This window comes from Nocardia sp. NPDC003726, assembly GCF_053586955.1.
In genome coordinates, this window is sequence record NZ_JBSFNF010000001.1 from 420937 (window position 1) to 435870 (window position 14934).

The window sequence follows — 14934 nt, forward strand, 5'->3', positions numbered from 1 at the left end:
TCATGCAATCGAATTCTAATACCGGCGGCGACCGAAAGATAGGTATTGCCCGCCATTTGGTGACCCGTTAGTCTCGGGGTTGGAGGTTTGATGAGAAAGGCGCTGATAACCGGCATCACCGGCCAGGACGGGTCTTATCTGACAGAATTCCTGTTGCAGCAAGGATATGAGGTGCACGGGATTGTCAGGCGTGCGTCGAATTTCAATACCGACCGCATAGACCACCTGTATTCCGATACCCATTCCCAACGCCGGCTGTTCCTACACTACGGGGATCTGATGGATTCCAGCAGTCTCAACCGGATCCTGGAGGACGTGCGCCCCGCGGAGATCTACAACCTGGGCGCGCAGTCGCACGTGCACATCTCGTTCCAGATCCCGGAGTTCACCGCGGAGACCAACGCCATCGGCACGCTGCGCATCCTGGACGCCATCCGCAAGACCGGCATCGCGACCCGGTTCTACCAGGCGTCGTCCTCGGAGCTCTACGGCGGCCTGCACGATGTGGCGCTCAGCGAGCGCACACCGTTCCATCCGCGCTCGCCGTACGCGGTGGCGAAGCTCTACGCGTACTGGATCACGGTGAACCACCGCGAGGCCTACGGGATGTACACCGTCAACGGCACCCTGTTCAACCACGAATCACCTAGGCGAGGGGAGGTTTTCGTCACCAGGAAGGTGACCCGCGCCGCGGTGCGCATCGCGCAGGGCAAACAGGACAAGCTGTTCATCGGCAATCTGGACGCCCGCCGCGACTGGGGATACGCCAAGGAGTACGTCGAGGCGATGTGGCTCATGCTGCAACAGCCCGAACCCGACGACTACGTGATCGCCACCGGCGAGACCCACAGCGTGCGCGAGTTGTGCGAGAAGGCCTTCTCGGCCACGGGCGTGGAGTTGGTCTGGGAAGGAAGCGGGTTGGACGAGAAGGGCATCGACCGGCGGACCTCGCGGGTCCTGGTCGAGGTCGATCCGACCTACTTCCGGCCCGCCGAGGTGCATCATCTCACCGGTGACCCGAGCAAGGCGCGCGAGAAGCTCGGGTGGCAGCCGCGCACGAGTTTCACAGAACTCGTCGAGTTGATGGTCGCCCACGATATGGAGAACGCGTGACACAAGCACTTGCGGTGCAAGGCTGCCGGGTGTGCGGGAACACCCGGCTGGAAACGGTCGTCGACCTCGGCACGATGGCGCTGACGGGAGTGTTCCCGGCCACCGACCCGACCGAGGTGCCCCGCTACCCCTTGGAGTTGGTGCGCTGCGTACCCGAAAGCAGCGAGGAGTGCGGGCTGGTGCAGTTGCGCCACACCGCGGACTTCGGCGAAATGTATTCGCCCGGCTACGGATACCGCTCCGGGCTCAACCGATCGATGATCGAGCACCTCGCCCACCGGGTGGCGAGGATCCGGCAACGGGTGGCGCTGTCGCCGGATGACGTGGTGATCGACATCGGCAGCAACGACGCGACGTTGCTGCGCGCCTATCCCGAAGGGTCGGCGACGATCGTGGGCATCGACCCGCTGGGCGAGAAGTTCCGCCGGTTCTACCCGCCGCACGTGCGGCTGGTCACCGGCTACTTCGACCCCGAACTGGCCGAAACGGTGCTCGAAGGGCGGCGAGCGAAGGTGATCACCTCGATCGCCATGTTCTACGACGTCCCACGGCCACTGGAGTTCATGCGCGCGGTGTACGACAGCCTCACCGACGACGGCATCTGGGTGCTCGAACAGAGCTATCTGCCCGCGATGCTGGCCACCACCTCCTACGACACGATCTGTCACGAGCACCTCGAGTACTACACCCTCGACCAGATCGAATGGATGGCGCGGCGGTGCGGGTTCGTGGTGCTCGAGGTGGAACGCAACGCCGTCAACGGCGGTAGCTTCGCGCTCACGCTGGGCAAGCAAGGGGCGGCCTCGCCTGCCGATGCCGCCGCCCTGGATCGGATGCGTCAGGAGGAGTCCGCACTCGGGCTGCACACCCCGCAGCCGTACGCGGATTTCGCCAAACGCGTCGATCAGCACCGCGAGCAGGTGCGGGAGTTCTTCGACCGCTCCCGCAAGTCCGGTTTGCGCACGCTCGGGTACGGGGCCTCCACCAAGGGCAACGTGGTGTTGCAGCACTGCGGGATCGGGCCGGAGGATCTGCCCTGCATCGCGGAGGTCAACGACGACAAGTTCGGCAAGTTCACTCCCGGCAGCGCGATCCCGATCGTGTCCGAGGAGCAGGCGCGCGCGCTGGCGCCCGACCAGTTCTTCGTGCTGCCCTGGCATTTCCGCACCATGATGCTGGAACGGGAGAGCGCCTTCCGCGCGGCGGGCGGGCGGCTGGTGTTCCCGCTGCCGGAACTGGACGTGGTGTGAGATGACCGTCGTCGTCACGGGCGCGGCCGGGCAGGACGGCACGCTGCTGTCGGACCTGCTGGCCGCGCGCGGTGAGCGTGTGCTGCGCGTCGGCCGTGACGGCCCGGTCGACATCACCGACGCCGCCGCGGTCGAGGAACTCGTCGCCGCCGAACGCCCCGAGCAGGTCTACCTGCTGGCGGCGGTGCAGCATTCCTCCCAAGACGACCACGGCGACCCGCACGAGCTCGCGCGCGCCTCGCACCGGGTGAACACGCTGCCGGTGCAGCATTTCGCGGAGGCGATCGACCGCCACCGCACCGGCACCCGCCTGTTCTACGCGGCCTCGTCGCATGTCTTCGGCTCCGGCGCCGCGCTGTGCGACGAGCACAGCGGGCTGCGACCGGACTCGATCTACGCGGTGACCAAAGCGGCGGGCCTGCTGGCCTGCCGCGCCTACCGGGCTCGCGGCGTCTTCGCGGCGGCGGGAATCCTGTTCAACCACGAATCCCCGCTGCGCGCCGAGAAGTTCGTCACCCGCAAGATCGTGCGGGCGGTCGCCCGCATCCAGCGCGGTGAGACCGCCACGGTGGAGGTGGGCAGGCTGGAGGCGGGCGCCGACTGGGGATACGCGCCGGACTACGTCGAGGCGATGACGCGCATCCTGGCTCTCGACGAACCGGACGAATTCGTCATCGCCACCGGCGAACACCACACGGTCGCGCAGTTGTGCGCGGCGGCGTTCGGCATGGCCGGACTGGACTGGCAAGACCATGTCCGCGAACGGTCCTCGGTGCTCACCCGCGGCGGGCGACCGCCGAGCGGTGACGCGAGGAAGTTGCGGGAGCGGACCGGGTGGCGCCCTTCGGTGGATTTCCACGGCATGGTGCGGGCCATGCTCGTGGCCGAGGGCGTGCGCCTGGTGGAGCAATCGAAGCCGGTGCGCACCGGCGGAACGGATGGATGACGTGACCATGAACGACGAGAATGTCCTCGCCGCCCACTTGATCTCCGTCGCCGACGGCGTCGCCGAGGAGACCGCCGCCAGGATCGGCGAGATCGGCACCGAGACCGTCGCCGACGCGGTGCTGAAGGAGATCGCCTGGCGCGCGGGCTACGGCGCCGCGCCCCGACAACCGGTGACCGCGGTGTTCGAGCTGACCCATGACGGCAAACAGCTCGACTACCTGGTCACCTTCGGCGCCGACGACCCAGTGATCGCGCCGGGCACCCTCGAGGACCCGTGGCTGGTGGTGCGCCAGGATCTGGTGGAACTGCTGCGCGCGGTCTACGGCCCGCCCGACGCCGCCCTCGGCACCCGCGCCATCACGATCAAGGACGAGCCGGGGCCGGGCAGTTTCGCACCGGACGACCCGTGGCGGCTGGCCCGCGACGCCGCCGCCGTGGCCGCCGACCGCATCGTCACCGCCTGCCGCCCGCACCACTACGACCTCAACGCGCTGTCGCTGCATTTCGGTTCGGACAAGTGGGGCGGGCACTGGTACACCCAGCACTACGAGCGGCACTTCGCGCCGCTGCGCGACAGCCGCGTCCGCGTCCTCGAACTGGGCATCGGCGGATACACCGCCCCGGACGTCGGCGGCGCGTCGCTGCGGATGTGGAAGCAGTACTTCCGCCGCGGGCTGGTGTTCGGGCTGGACTACTTCGACAAGTCCGGCATCGCCGAGCCGCGCCTGCAACCGTTGCGCGGCGATCAGGGCGATCCGGCGTTCCTCGACGAGCTCGGCGGCTCGCTGGGCCCGTTCGACATCATCATCGACGACGGCAGCCACATCAGCGGCGACGTGATCGCCTCGTTCCGCGCGCTGTTCGCCCACCTACGGCCCGGCGGGCTGTACGTGGTGGAGGACACCCAGACCTCCTACTGGTCGGGCTGGGGCGGAAGCAGCACAGCCACCGACGATCCGGCCACCACCATCGGCTACCTGAAAACTTTGGTGGACGCCCTGCATCACCAGGAATTCGAGAAGGATTCCGGCCGCGCGGCAGGCGATTTCGACGACTGGATCGGGGCGCTGCACTTCTACCACAACATCGTGGTGATCGAAAAACGCCGCAATGCCGAGCAATCGGCTCCATCATGGGTGCCTCGGCACACCAATCCGATGGAGTGGATGAAGCCGAAGGAGTGATCGGATGAAGTTTCTTGTCGTGCCGGTGCCCTCGTCGGGACACCTGCTGGCGATGGTGCCGTTCTGCTGGGCGCTGCGGCTGGCCGGCCACGAAGTGCTGGTCGCCTCGCGCGACGACGTGACGGCGACGGCGCTGCGCGCGGGGCTCAACGCCGTCGAGATGACCGCGCTGAACGTGCCGATGGACCAGCTGCGCACGCAGGTGAACCCGGGCATGTTCCCGCTGCCGCTGTTCGCCGACCGCGATCAGTCCAGCGGCCAGGGCCTGTGGCAGATCGCCGCGCAGAACTGGCACAACCACGCCCGCCAATATCTCGAGCCGTTCGCGCGGGTGGCGACCGACTGGGGCGCGGAAGTGATCCTCACCGATCCGCTGGCCACCATCGGCCGTGCGCTCGGCGCGGAACTGGGTCTGCCGGTGCTGGTGCACCGCTGGGGAATCGACCCCACCGGCGGCCCCTTCACCGAACGCACCGCGGCACTCGCCGACGAGGCCGGCACCCGGCTGGCCGATCCGGTCGCGGTGCTCGACATCTGCCCGCCGCGGTTGCAAGCGCCCGACGCCCCGCCCGGCACCCGGCTGGGCTACGTCCCGTTCAACGGCACCGGCATGCTGCCGCCGTGGCACCGCAACGAAGACGGCCGTAAGCGGATCGCGGTCTGCATGGGCGGCAGCACGCTCGGCCTGACCGGTCCGCGGCCGTTGGCGTCGGTGCTCACGGCGCTGGCCGCCATCGACGACGCCGAGGTCGTCGTCGCGCTGTCGGCGCACGACCGGGCCACCGTCGGCGAGCTGCCCGAGCATGTCCGGGTGGTGGAGGAGGTTCCGTTGAACCTGTTCCTGCCCGGCTGCGATCTGCTGGTGCACCACGGCGGCTCGACCACCGGGCTCACCGCGGGCTGGTTCGGGCTGCCGCAACTGGTGCTGCCGCAGATGTTCGACCAGTTCGACTACGCCAGGGGACTGGTGCGCAGCGGGGCCGGGCTGGCCGCGCAGACCCCTGCCGAGCAAGGCGACGTCGACGCGCTGACCACCTCGGTCCGCACGCTGCTGCGCGAACCGCGTTTCCGCGCCGCCGCCGAACAGATCGGCGCCGACCTGCGCGCCGCGCCCGCACCGGGCGACGTGGTGTCCCAGGTTGTTCCGCTGCTGACCGAGCACGCCGCAGCAGCGACCAGATAGACCGTCCGCGCGGCCCGAACCGGGCGACGCGGGAACCGAAAGCCGTAGGTTGCAGATGATATCCAGGACATGGACCAGGTTCCGTGGTTCGCTCGACTACTACGCCGCGATGTACGCGGTGTTCGTCGTCGGCATTCTCGTCCCCGTCGTCATGATCGCGCTCGCGCTCACCGGCCTGCCGGGTCCGGTGACCGCCGTGCTCGGCGTCGTGTGCGCGGCGGTGTTGTTCGTGCTGTTCGTGCCGAGGGTGCCCGACGAGTGGCGGGAGGTGGTGCGCGGCAAGCCGATCGTGGTGCGGGTGCTGTGGAGTCTGGTCATCGTGCTCGTGGTCGCGGTCCTGGCCCGGTTGACGCAGTTCATCCTCGACGCCGACAACGTCGACGCCTCGCTGTCGGCCGACGACGACTTCCTGGTGAAGAAAACGCACCTGTCGGGCTACATCAGCGGGGCGCTCATGGCCGAACACGACCCGGCCAGCCTCTACGACCGCCACCGCTACGAGTCGCCGCAAGCGGATTCGATCCTGCCCGCGGTGACTCCGCAGGATCGCGACGCCTACCTCTACCCGCCGCCGTTCCTGCTGCTGCCGCGTTTGCTGCTGCTGTTCAGCCATGATTTCGCCACGCTGCGCGCGTTGTACTACTCGCTGTACGTGGCGATCGTGCTGGTGGCGATGTTCGCCATCGCCCGCTGGATCGGCGGCAGGCAGGGCGGGGTGCTGGCGGCGCTGACCCCGGTGGTGTGGATCAGCCTGCCCACGCTGGCCACCTTGCAGATCGGCAACATCCACGTGCTGGTGCTGTATGTCGGTGGCGCGGGCGCCATGGTCTTGTTCCATCTGCGGCGCAACATCCTCGGCGGCGCGGCGCTGGCGTTCGCGATCATCGCCAAGGTGTCCCCGGCGATCCTGCTGGTCTATCTGCTGGTCCAGCGGCGCTGGCGGCCCGCGGTGTGGACCGCGGTGTTCGGTGGCCTGTATTCACTGGCGACGCTGGCGATCTTCGGCTGGGAGCCGTGGCGGCAGTTCCTGTCCGACGGCACCTGGCAGCGGCTGGCCAGCGGGGAGTTCCACCGGTTCGTGCTCGTCGAACGGGCCAATCAGCTGGTCAACTATTCGCCGTTCGGGCTGCCGTACAAGGCGAACATCATGGGCTGGGACATCGGCGATCCGGTCGGGCCCGCCCGCGTGATCACCAACATCTACACCCTGCTGCTGCTGATCCTGGTCGGGGTCACCGCGGTGCGTATCCACCGGCGGTTGTCCGCGGGCGCCGAAGGGCCGCGGGTGCGTGCCGAGCAGCTGGCCATCTGGCTGGCGGTGCTGACGCTGGCGTCCTTCCGCGCGCCGTTCGGGCCGTGGGTCTACATCGCCGTCGGCGCGGTGTGGATGCTGGCGGTGTACGCCGGGCTGATGCGCGGCGGCAAACGCACCGTCGCCCTGCTGACCGTGGCCTGGCTGGTCATCGCGGTTTACAACGAGAACGTCTACTTCACGCTGGTGGCGCAGACGGTCATTTATGTCGCCTGCTTCGTCGTGGCCTGGCGGGCGAGCGCGGGCACCGAGGCGGAACCGACGCCGCCGCAGGAGGACTCCCCGCAGACCGAACGGGTCGGCGCGGCATGAGCACCTATTGTGTGATCGGCGCGGGCGCGGCCGGTCTGGCGACCGCGCGGGAGTTCGCGGCGCACGGTATCGATTTCGAGGTGCTCGAAGCGGCCGACGGTATCGGCGGGATCTGGGATGCCCGCCGCCCGGACTCACCGGTCAGCCGCAACACCCATGTGATCGCTTCGAAAGGGGTGCAGGCGTTTTCGGGTTTCCCGATGCCCGAGGACTACCCCGACTATCCCGGACACGAGCTCGTGCTGCGATATTTGCATTCCTACGCCGACGCCTTCGACCTGTGGCCGCGCATCCGGTTGAACACCGCCGTGCAGCGCGTCGAACCCCGCGATGACGGCTGGTCGGTGACGCTGGCCGACGGGTCGCAGCGACGCTACGCGGGGGTCGTCATCGCCACCGGCCACGACCGCACCCCCCGCCGCATCGATATCCCCGGCTCGGGCACGGTGCCCGTGCTGCATTCGAGCGAGTACCGCGACCCACAGCAGGTGCTCGGCAAGCGGGTGCTGGTGATCGGGGCCGGGCAGTCGGCTGCCGACATCCTGTCCGATTGCGCGGTCAACGCCGCGCTGACCCTGCACAGCAGCAGGCGCGGGTTCTATTGCATGCCCAAATACATGCTGGGCCGCCCGACCGACAGCATGTTGCAGGGCCGGATGTGGCGGCCGCTGCGCAAGCGCGCCTTCGAGCGGTTGTTCTCGTATCTGCGTGGCCGCTCCCGCTCGTTCGGGCTGCCGGTGCCGGATTTCACCGAGGGCATCGTCATCCCGATGCTCGGTGATCAGCTGCACCACTACTACACCCACGGCGACATCACGCCCAAGCCGGACGTCAGCTCGATCGACGACGACCGGGTGACCTTCGCCGACGGCACCGAGGAGAAGGTCGACCTGGTGGTGCTGGCCACCGGGTTCGTGCCGAACTACCCCGTCGTCGACCGATCTCTTCTGAACTGGTCGGAAGGGCATCTGCGACCGGGCTTGTATCTCAACATCTTTCCGCCGCACACCCGCGCTCTGTTCGTGGTCGGGATGGTGCGGCCGATCGGCTCGCACTGGGACGTCTACGAGAAGCAGGCCGAGCTGATCGCCGAATACCTGCGCGCCAAGGCGGCCGATCCTCGGCGGGTGGAGCGTTTCGAGCGCGCCACCCAGGGCCGCCAGCCCGACCTGTACGCCGGGCTGCGGCTCTACCACGCCGACCAGTACCCGCTGGTCGTGGAGAAACAGGACTACGTGAACCAGCTGCGCAAGCACGCCAAGCTGTTGAAGTGAAAGGTCGGACCATGAAAGCACCCGGGCCCGGTCTGGTGGAAACCGGACGCATGCTGCCGAAACTGGCGAAGAACCCGCTGACGACGGTGGGCGCGCTGCTGGAGGGCTACGGCGACGTCGTGCGGGTCAAGGCGGGCCCGATGCTGGTCTACCTCGTCGCGGATCCGGCGATGACCGAGTACGTGCTCAAGGACAACTACACCAACTATCGCAAGAGCCCGATCTACGACGAGTTCAGCATCCTGCTCGGCGACGGCCAGCTGACAACCAACAACCTGGAGTACTGGCGGAAACAGCGCAAACTCATCTCCCCGGCGTTCTCCCACTCGCACGTCAAGGGTTTCGCCGACGACATCACCGACAGCGCGGCCGCGATGCTCGACCAATGGGACAGCGCGGCCGGGCAGTTCCGCGACATCTACGACGACTACGTGAAACTGCTGCTCGCGGTGACCGGCCGCATCCTGTTCAGCATCGACCTGTCCACCGACACCTCCCAGGTGACCGACGCGATGCGCGCGGCGTTCGCGCTCATCATGAAGCGGGTGAACGCGCCGGTGAAGCTGCCGCAGTCGTTCCCGACGCCGGAGGCCCGCCGGGTCGCGCGCAAGGTCGGCGAGCTCGACGACGTGGTGCGACATCTCATCGACGAACGCCGCCGCGGCGGCGACACCAGCGACGTGCTCACCGCGCTGGTGCGCGCCCGCGACGAGGGCGGGCAGGGCATGCGGGAGGAGGACCTGCTCAACGAGATCAAGACGCTGCTGGTGGCCGGGCACGAGTCCCCGGCCAACGCCCTGTCGTGGGCGTGCTACCTGCTGGCCACCCATCCCGGGATCCAAGAGCGACTGGCCGAGGAGGTGCGCGCCGTCATCGGCGACCGCACGCCCAGCTTCGCCGACCTGGGACAGCTCGGCTACTGCCGCATGGTGATCGAGGAGACGATGCGGCTGTATCCGCCCGCCTGGATCGTCGAACGCACGCCGATCGCCGATGACGAGATCGGCGGCTACCACGTGCCCGCCGGCGCGCGGGTCACGTTGTGCATGTACTACATTCACCGCGACAAGCGGCTGTGGGAGGACCCGGAGCAGTTCCGTCCGGAGCGTTTCGCCGACGCCGCGGTGGCCGAACGGCACAAGTTCGCGTTCTTCCCGTTCTCCGGCGGCCCGCGCATCTGCCTGGGCAAGGACATGTCGATGACGGAGATGGTGCTGATCCTGGCCATGACGGTGCAGCGTTTCCGCCTCGAGCTCGACGACACCCATCCGGTGGTGCCGCTGGCGTCGGTGAACCTGCGCCCGGAGTTCGGCATCCGCATCCGCCCGGTCCGCCGCGTCACCGAACCCGTGACGACCTGACGGTGCCGCTGGACGGGGTTCCCGCGCTTGTCCCGCAGCTACCGATCTCGAAGGAGGTCGGCGCCAGCCGGGGAGGGAAGCCGCAGCGCTCACAGCGCGCGACGGTCGGCGGCGGACAGGATGTCCTCGATGAGGTCAGCGGCGCGCGGCGTGCCGCCCTCGGCGCGGACCGCGGCCTGCAACTGCTTGGATCGGCCGATCCGTTCGGGATCCGTGACCAGGTCGTTCAGCGCCGCGCGGAGGGTATCGGCGGTGGCGTCGGCGGTGTCGACGCGGCGGGCGACGCCGAGTTCCACGAGCCGGTCGGCGTTCATGAACTGCTCGGCACCCTGCGGCACGGCGATCATGGGGACGCCGGCGTGCAGCCCTTCGCCGCAGCCGCCCATACCGGCATGGGTGACGAAGGCGTCGGCCTGTTCCAGGATCGCCCGCTGCGGGACCCAGGAGTGCACCTCGACGTTGGGCGGAATGGCGCCGAGTTCCTCAGGGTCGGTGTACTTGCCGATCTGGAGTACGACATGCCAGCCGGGCAGGTCCCCGAAGGCGGCGATGCACTGGCGGTACAACGCCGGCCGGCGTGTGTACGCCGAACCGAGCGAGATCAGCAGCACATGGTCCGCGGCCGCCGGACGGGTCCAGCCGCCGGTGTCGGCTCGGCTGTCGAAGCAGGGGCCGACGAAGGTCACCGTGCCGGTGTCGACTCGATCGGCGTGCGGCTGCATCGCGCGCGGGATGAGGGCGAGGGCGCGGGCGGGCAGGCCGGAGAACGTGTCCACGTCCGTGGTGGCCGCCCCGCAGTCGGCGAGCCACCGCGCGAACCTGTCCCGGTATGTGTCGGCGCCCGGCAGCTTCCACAGATGCGCCGCGACTTCCTCCTGGTAGCCGTCCCAGCCGACGAACGTCGGGGACAGCTGCACGAGGGGACGGCCCTGCGCTTCAGCGAGGGCGCGCGCGGCGTAGGCGCCGATGTCGTAGAGGTACAGGTCGGCCGGATCGTCGTCGTAGGCGGCGCGCAGTTGCGGCAGCGCCTGGACGGCGTCGTCGAGGAAGAGGGCCGCCGCCGCGATGGGATCGGTGGGCCAGTCGTTGTCCGCGACGGGCAGCGTGCAGGTGTAGGCGACCAGTTCCGCGCCGGTGGACTCGATCCGGTCGGCCACGAACGGGTCGTTGGCGTAGGTGACCCGGTGCCCGCGCGCGACCAGCTCGCGGATGAGTGGGAGGCTGGGCAGGACATGGCTGACGATGGGGATGCCGACCATCGCGATATGGGCGCGGCGAGGGGACATGGGTGACACTCGTTTCTGGCGGGACGGGTGCGGGCTCGTTGTCAGGGCCGGTCGATCTCAGCGGCGGCGGCCTCCATGTCGGCGACGGTTCCCGACATGATCGTCCGTATGTGCTTGGTGATGTGCTGCACAGGCCAGTCCCACCACGCCACGGCGACGAGCCGGGCGATGTCCGCGGCGTCGTAGCGGGTGCGGATGAGCCGGGCGGGGTTGCCCGCGACGATGCCGTAGTCGGGGACGTCGCCGGTGACCACGGCGCCGGCGGCGACGATCGCGCCGTGCCCGATGCGCACACCGGGCATGACCGTGACGCCGTGGCCGAACCACACGTCGTTGCCGACGACCGTGTCCCCCCGGCCGGGCAGGTCGGTGATCAGATCGAAGTGCTCTGCCCAGGAGCCACCCATGGTGGGGAACGGAAAGGTGGAAGGGCCGTCCATGCGGTGGTTGGCGCCGTTCATGATGAACCGGGTGCCCGTCCCCAGCGCGCAGTATCTGCCGATGACGAGCCGCTCGGGACCGTAGTGGTACAGGACGTTGCGCGTCTCGAACGCGGTCGGGTCGTCGGGATCATCGTAGTAGGAGAAGTCGCCGACCTCGATCAGCGGCGACTTCACCAACGGCCGGAGCAGGACCACGCGCGGGTGCTCGGGCATCGGGTGCAGCACGGTGGGGTCGGCGGGAACGGGCGGCATCGCGAAGGCGGTTCCTCTCCACTGGATCCTAGAGCGACATCTGTCGCATTAAGATGCTGGCACAGCCATGCCGCCTTGATCAACCGGATACTGATTGCCGATGACAGACTCATGGGACACGACGACCGACCGCCGTCCGGGCGGTCGCACCGCCCGCGTCCGCGCCCAGGTTCTCGATGCGGTGCGCGCCGAACTCGCCGAAGGCGGTCACGAACGACTCACGATGGAGGGTGTCGCGACGCGGGCCGGAGTGCACCGCGCCACGGTCTACCGGCGTTGGCGCGATGTCGGCGGACTGCTCGTGGACGTCATCGACGCCGCCGGCGAAATCGACTGGCAGCCGCCGGACACCGGCTCGCTGCGTGGCGATCTGACGGCCCTCAACCAGGAGATCCTGGATTCCCTCGTCGTACAGCCGTCGCTGGCTGTCGCCTTGATGGCCGCCTCGTTCCATTCCGAACAGGCCGCGCGGGCCCAGACGCGGTTGTGGACCGACCGGTACGCCCAGTGCGAGATCCTCGTCGAGCGCGCCATCGAGCGCGGCGAACTCCCCGCACAGCACACGGACGCGCGGAGCCTGCTGATCGCCGCCACGGCGCCGCTGTACCACGAGATCGTGCTTCTGCGTACCGATCCGGACCCGCAACTCCCGGAACGGGCCGCGCAGGCGGCGGTCCTGGCGGCTGCCGCAGGTGCCTTCTGCGTCCGCCGGGAAGGGAGTGTGTGACGACGCGCCATGTTCGTTCGCCGTCGCTCTACGAGAACAGGGCCCAGATGCGCCGGCCGCTCACGGGGCGGCGCGGCGGTGACCGGTGCGGTAGCGGCCCGGGGTGGTGCCGATGAGCTGGGTGAACGCTGCGATGAAGCTGCTGGGGTTGGCCCAGCCGCAGGCGTGCGCGACATGGGTCGTGTCGTGGCCGTCGGCGAGCAATACCAGTGCGTGGTAGATGCGTAGCTGGGTGCGCCACTCGTAGAAGGTCATGCCGAGCTCGTGGTGGAACAGGCGGCTGAGGGTGCGGGCGCTGGCTCCGATCGCGCGCCCGATGTCGGCCAGCGGCGTGTTGTCGGCGGGGTTGTCGTAGAGCATCCGCGCGACGGCTCGCAGTCGGTCGTCGCGGGGTTGCGGCAGCACGAGTGGCGGCGAGCGTGCACGCGGTCTGGCCCGAGGGGCCGGACTACGTGCTGGATCTCCTCGGAGCTCGCACGGCGACGGACTCGTTGCGCCTGGTCCGCCGCGGCGGGACGGTGTGCGTGGCCGGTTCGCTGAGTGGGTGGCTGATCTCGGACTTCGAACCGATAGCGATGATCCCGTCCGGGACGAAGCTCACGGCCTTCCACAGCGACACCATCAAGGGCAGCGCGGGCGCCACCGTGCTGCAGCGGGTGATCCACGCGGTCGAGGCCGGTGTCTATCGACCCAACCTCGACCGCGTTTTCGCTTTGGACGACATCGTCGCCGCCCACCGGTACATGGAAGACAACCGAGCCACCGGAAAGGTCGTCGTGGCGCCCTGAGCACTCGCCGGGCTCAGGGCCGGTTTCCGGCAGATCTGTCGGCGAGCCAGCGCCTGGTCGCGGGGGACATGGTGCACAGCAACCCCGTGCAGGAGAACAGCAGGACTGTGCCGACGAAGATCAAGTCGCTGGCGCGGTTGTCGCCGGTCAGGCTCGCGCCCAAGCCGACAAGGCAGACGAGCGTGATGATGCCGGTGCCGAGCGCCACGGCGACGCGGCCCGCTCGCCTACGCCGGAACAGTCCGATCGAGCCGCCCATCAGCAACAGCGCCATCGTGGTGGCGAGGGCGATGGGGGGCAGAAGTTCGAGCGCGGTCTCCCGTAGCGTCTGGCGGTGACCGTATTCGATGCGCGGGGTCATCAGCTCATGCACTCCGTTGGCGAGGATCAGGCAGAAGACCAACCCGAACGCGAACGCGATGACGGCGCCGATCCGGGGCACCACGCCGGAGGGCCGGACGGGCTCTCGGATGGGCGTGAGCGGTTGCAGCGGCGGGAGCTGCTCGGCGCGCCACCGGGGCTCCGAAGGCTGGTTCAGCACGGTCGGGGCCGAACGCGGCCACGGGTCGATCGCCGTGGCCGGGTGGGCCGAGCGCTGGTTGACGAAAGTCGGCGCGGGTGCCGGGGCGGCAACCTCACCGCGCAGGGCCGCCGCCGCGGCCGCCGCGAAATCGCCGCAGCCGGCGAAGCGTTCGTCGCGGTGTTTGGCCATCGAGCGGGCGATCACCTCGTCGAGCCGTCGTGGCAGCTCCGGCCGGATGTCGCTGAGTCGCGGCACCGGCTTGGCGATGTGTCCGGCGACGATTTGACCGGGATTGGTCGAGGGGAACGGCGGTTGCCCCGCCAGCATCGTGTAGAGGGTGCAGCCGAGGGAGTATTGATCGGCGCGGTGATCGACCGGCTCACCGGACAGTTGCTCCGGTGAGGCGTAGGCGAGGGTGGCGGTGAACGTTCCGGTGGCCGTCAGTTTGGTGTCGGCGTCCAGCAGTCGCGCGATACCGAAATCGGTGAGTACAGCGCGTGTTTCGCGACCGGCTTCCGGCTCGGCGATCAGGATGTTGGCCGGTTTGATGTCGCGGTGCAGCACGCCTCGGCTGTGGGCGTAGTCCAGCGCCTTCGCCGTGTCGGCGACGATCTGCACGACCTGTTCCGGGCGGGTGGCGCGGGGATCCAGGCGGGCGGCGTCGGTGCCGCGGACGTACTGCATGGAGATCCACAGGTGCCCGTCCTGGGTGCCGCGATCATAGACACCGACGATGCCCGGATGCTCCAGTCGGGCAACGACATTGGCTTCCTGCTCGAATCGTCTGCGCAGCTCCTCGTCCTCGGACACCTCGCGGTTGAGCAGTTTGAGCGCTACCAGCCGCGGCAGACGCGGGTGCCGGGCCAGATAGACGGTGCCCATGCCGCCCTGCCCGAGCACGCCTTCGATCACGTAGCCGGCGAACGACTCGTGCTGCCTCAACACCTCTGGCCCCCTTCTGAACCCGGCCACCCGGAC

At 68.7% G+C, this 14934-nt stretch carries 14 protein-coding genes; 10 read left to right on the forward strand and 4 right to left on the reverse strand.

Annotated features, from left to right (window positions below; genetic code table 11):
* The first annotated feature begins 90 nt into the window (after positions 1-90).
* From gmd to ACWDMM_RS01960, 8 genes are read left to right on the forward strand one after another with little or no spacing between them, the layout of a single operon-like run.
* Positions 91-1113 (forward strand): GDP-mannose 4,6-dehydratase, encoded by a 1023-nt coding sequence (gene gmd / locus ACWDMM_RS01925; protein ID WP_195082943.1) that lies wholly within the window; start codon positions 91-93, stop codon positions 1111-1113.
* Positions 1110-2363 (forward strand): class I SAM-dependent methyltransferase, encoded by a 1254-nt coding sequence (locus ACWDMM_RS01930; RefSeq protein ID WP_449935518.1) that lies wholly within the window; start codon positions 1110-1112, stop codon positions 2361-2363. Before gmd ends, ACWDMM_RS01930 begins: the two co-directional genes overlap by 4 nt.
* 1 nt (position 2364) lies before the next feature.
* Complete coding sequence (locus ACWDMM_RS01935; protein WP_449935521.1) at positions 2365-3309, forward strand: GDP-mannose 4,6-dehydratase; 945 nt, start codon at positions 2365-2367, stop codon at positions 3307-3309.
* A gap of 7 nt (positions 3310-3316) precedes the next feature.
* Entirely contained in the window at positions 3317-4495 is a 1179-nt protein-coding gene (locus ACWDMM_RS01940; protein WP_449935616.1) for a class I SAM-dependent methyltransferase, read from the forward strand.
* Between the two features lie 4 nt (positions 4496-4499).
* Positions 4500-5678, forward strand: a complete 1179-nt coding sequence (locus ACWDMM_RS01945; protein WP_357207914.1) for a nucleotide disphospho-sugar-binding domain-containing protein — start codon at positions 4500-4502, stop codon at positions 5676-5678.
* A gap of 55 nt (positions 5679-5733) precedes the next feature.
* Positions 5734-7302, forward strand: a complete 1569-nt coding sequence (locus ACWDMM_RS01950; protein WP_449935524.1) for a glycosyltransferase family 87 protein — start codon at positions 5734-5736, stop codon at positions 7300-7302.
* Complete coding sequence (locus tag ACWDMM_RS01955; RefSeq protein ID WP_449935527.1) at positions 7299-8576, forward strand: flavin-containing monooxygenase; 1278 nt, start codon at positions 7299-7301, stop codon at positions 8574-8576. Before ACWDMM_RS01950 ends, ACWDMM_RS01955 begins: the two co-directional genes overlap by 4 nt.
* A gap of 11 nt (positions 8577-8587) precedes the next feature.
* A complete protein-coding gene (locus ACWDMM_RS01960; protein ID WP_449935528.1) occupies positions 8588-9937 on the forward strand; it encodes a cytochrome P450 in 1350 nt (449 codons plus the stop codon).
* Positions 9938-10026: 89 nt separating this feature from the next.
* Here ACWDMM_RS01960 and ACWDMM_RS01965 read toward each other — a convergent pair whose 3' ends face one another.
* Both ACWDMM_RS01965 and ACWDMM_RS01970 read right to left on the reverse strand, forming a co-directional pair.
* The gene (locus tag ACWDMM_RS01965; RefSeq protein WP_449935529.1) at positions 10027-11223 is read right to left on the reverse strand and encodes a macrolide family glycosyltransferase; all 1197 of its coding nucleotides are present in this window, start codon (positions 11221-11223) and stop codon (positions 10027-10029) included.
* 41 nt (positions 11224-11264) lie between these two features.
* Complete coding sequence (locus tag ACWDMM_RS01970; RefSeq protein WP_195082936.1) at positions 11265-11918, reverse strand: CatB-related O-acetyltransferase; 654 nt, start codon at positions 11916-11918, stop codon at positions 11265-11267.
* Positions 11919-12018: 100 nt separating this feature from the next.
* On the opposite strand from ACWDMM_RS01970, the gene ACWDMM_RS01975 reads away from it, so the two are divergent.
* Complete coding sequence (locus tag ACWDMM_RS01975) at positions 12019-12645, forward strand: TetR/AcrR family transcriptional regulator (RefSeq protein ID WP_449935532.1); 627 nt, start codon at positions 12019-12021, stop codon at positions 12643-12645.
* 60 nt (positions 12646-12705) lie between these two features.
* Here the strand turns inward: ACWDMM_RS01975 and ACWDMM_RS01980 are convergent, their stop codons facing one another.
* Positions 12706-13050, reverse strand: a complete 345-nt coding sequence (locus tag ACWDMM_RS01980; protein ID WP_435406591.1) for a helix-turn-helix domain-containing protein — start codon at positions 13048-13050, stop codon at positions 12706-12708.
* 14 nt (positions 13051-13064) lie between these two features.
* On the opposite strand from ACWDMM_RS01980, the gene ACWDMM_RS01985 reads away from it, so the two are divergent.
* Complete coding sequence (locus tag ACWDMM_RS01985) at positions 13065-13433, forward strand: zinc-binding dehydrogenase (RefSeq protein WP_357107361.1); 369 nt, start codon at positions 13065-13067, stop codon at positions 13431-13433.
* A 13-nt stretch (positions 13434-13446) separates the two neighbouring features.
* On the opposite strand, the gene ACWDMM_RS01990 is transcribed toward ACWDMM_RS01985, so the two are convergent.
* Complete coding sequence (locus ACWDMM_RS01990) at positions 13447-14901, reverse strand: serine/threonine-protein kinase (protein ID WP_449935536.1); 1455 nt, start codon at positions 14899-14901, stop codon at positions 13447-13449.
* Positions 14902-14934: the final 33 nt, after the last annotated feature.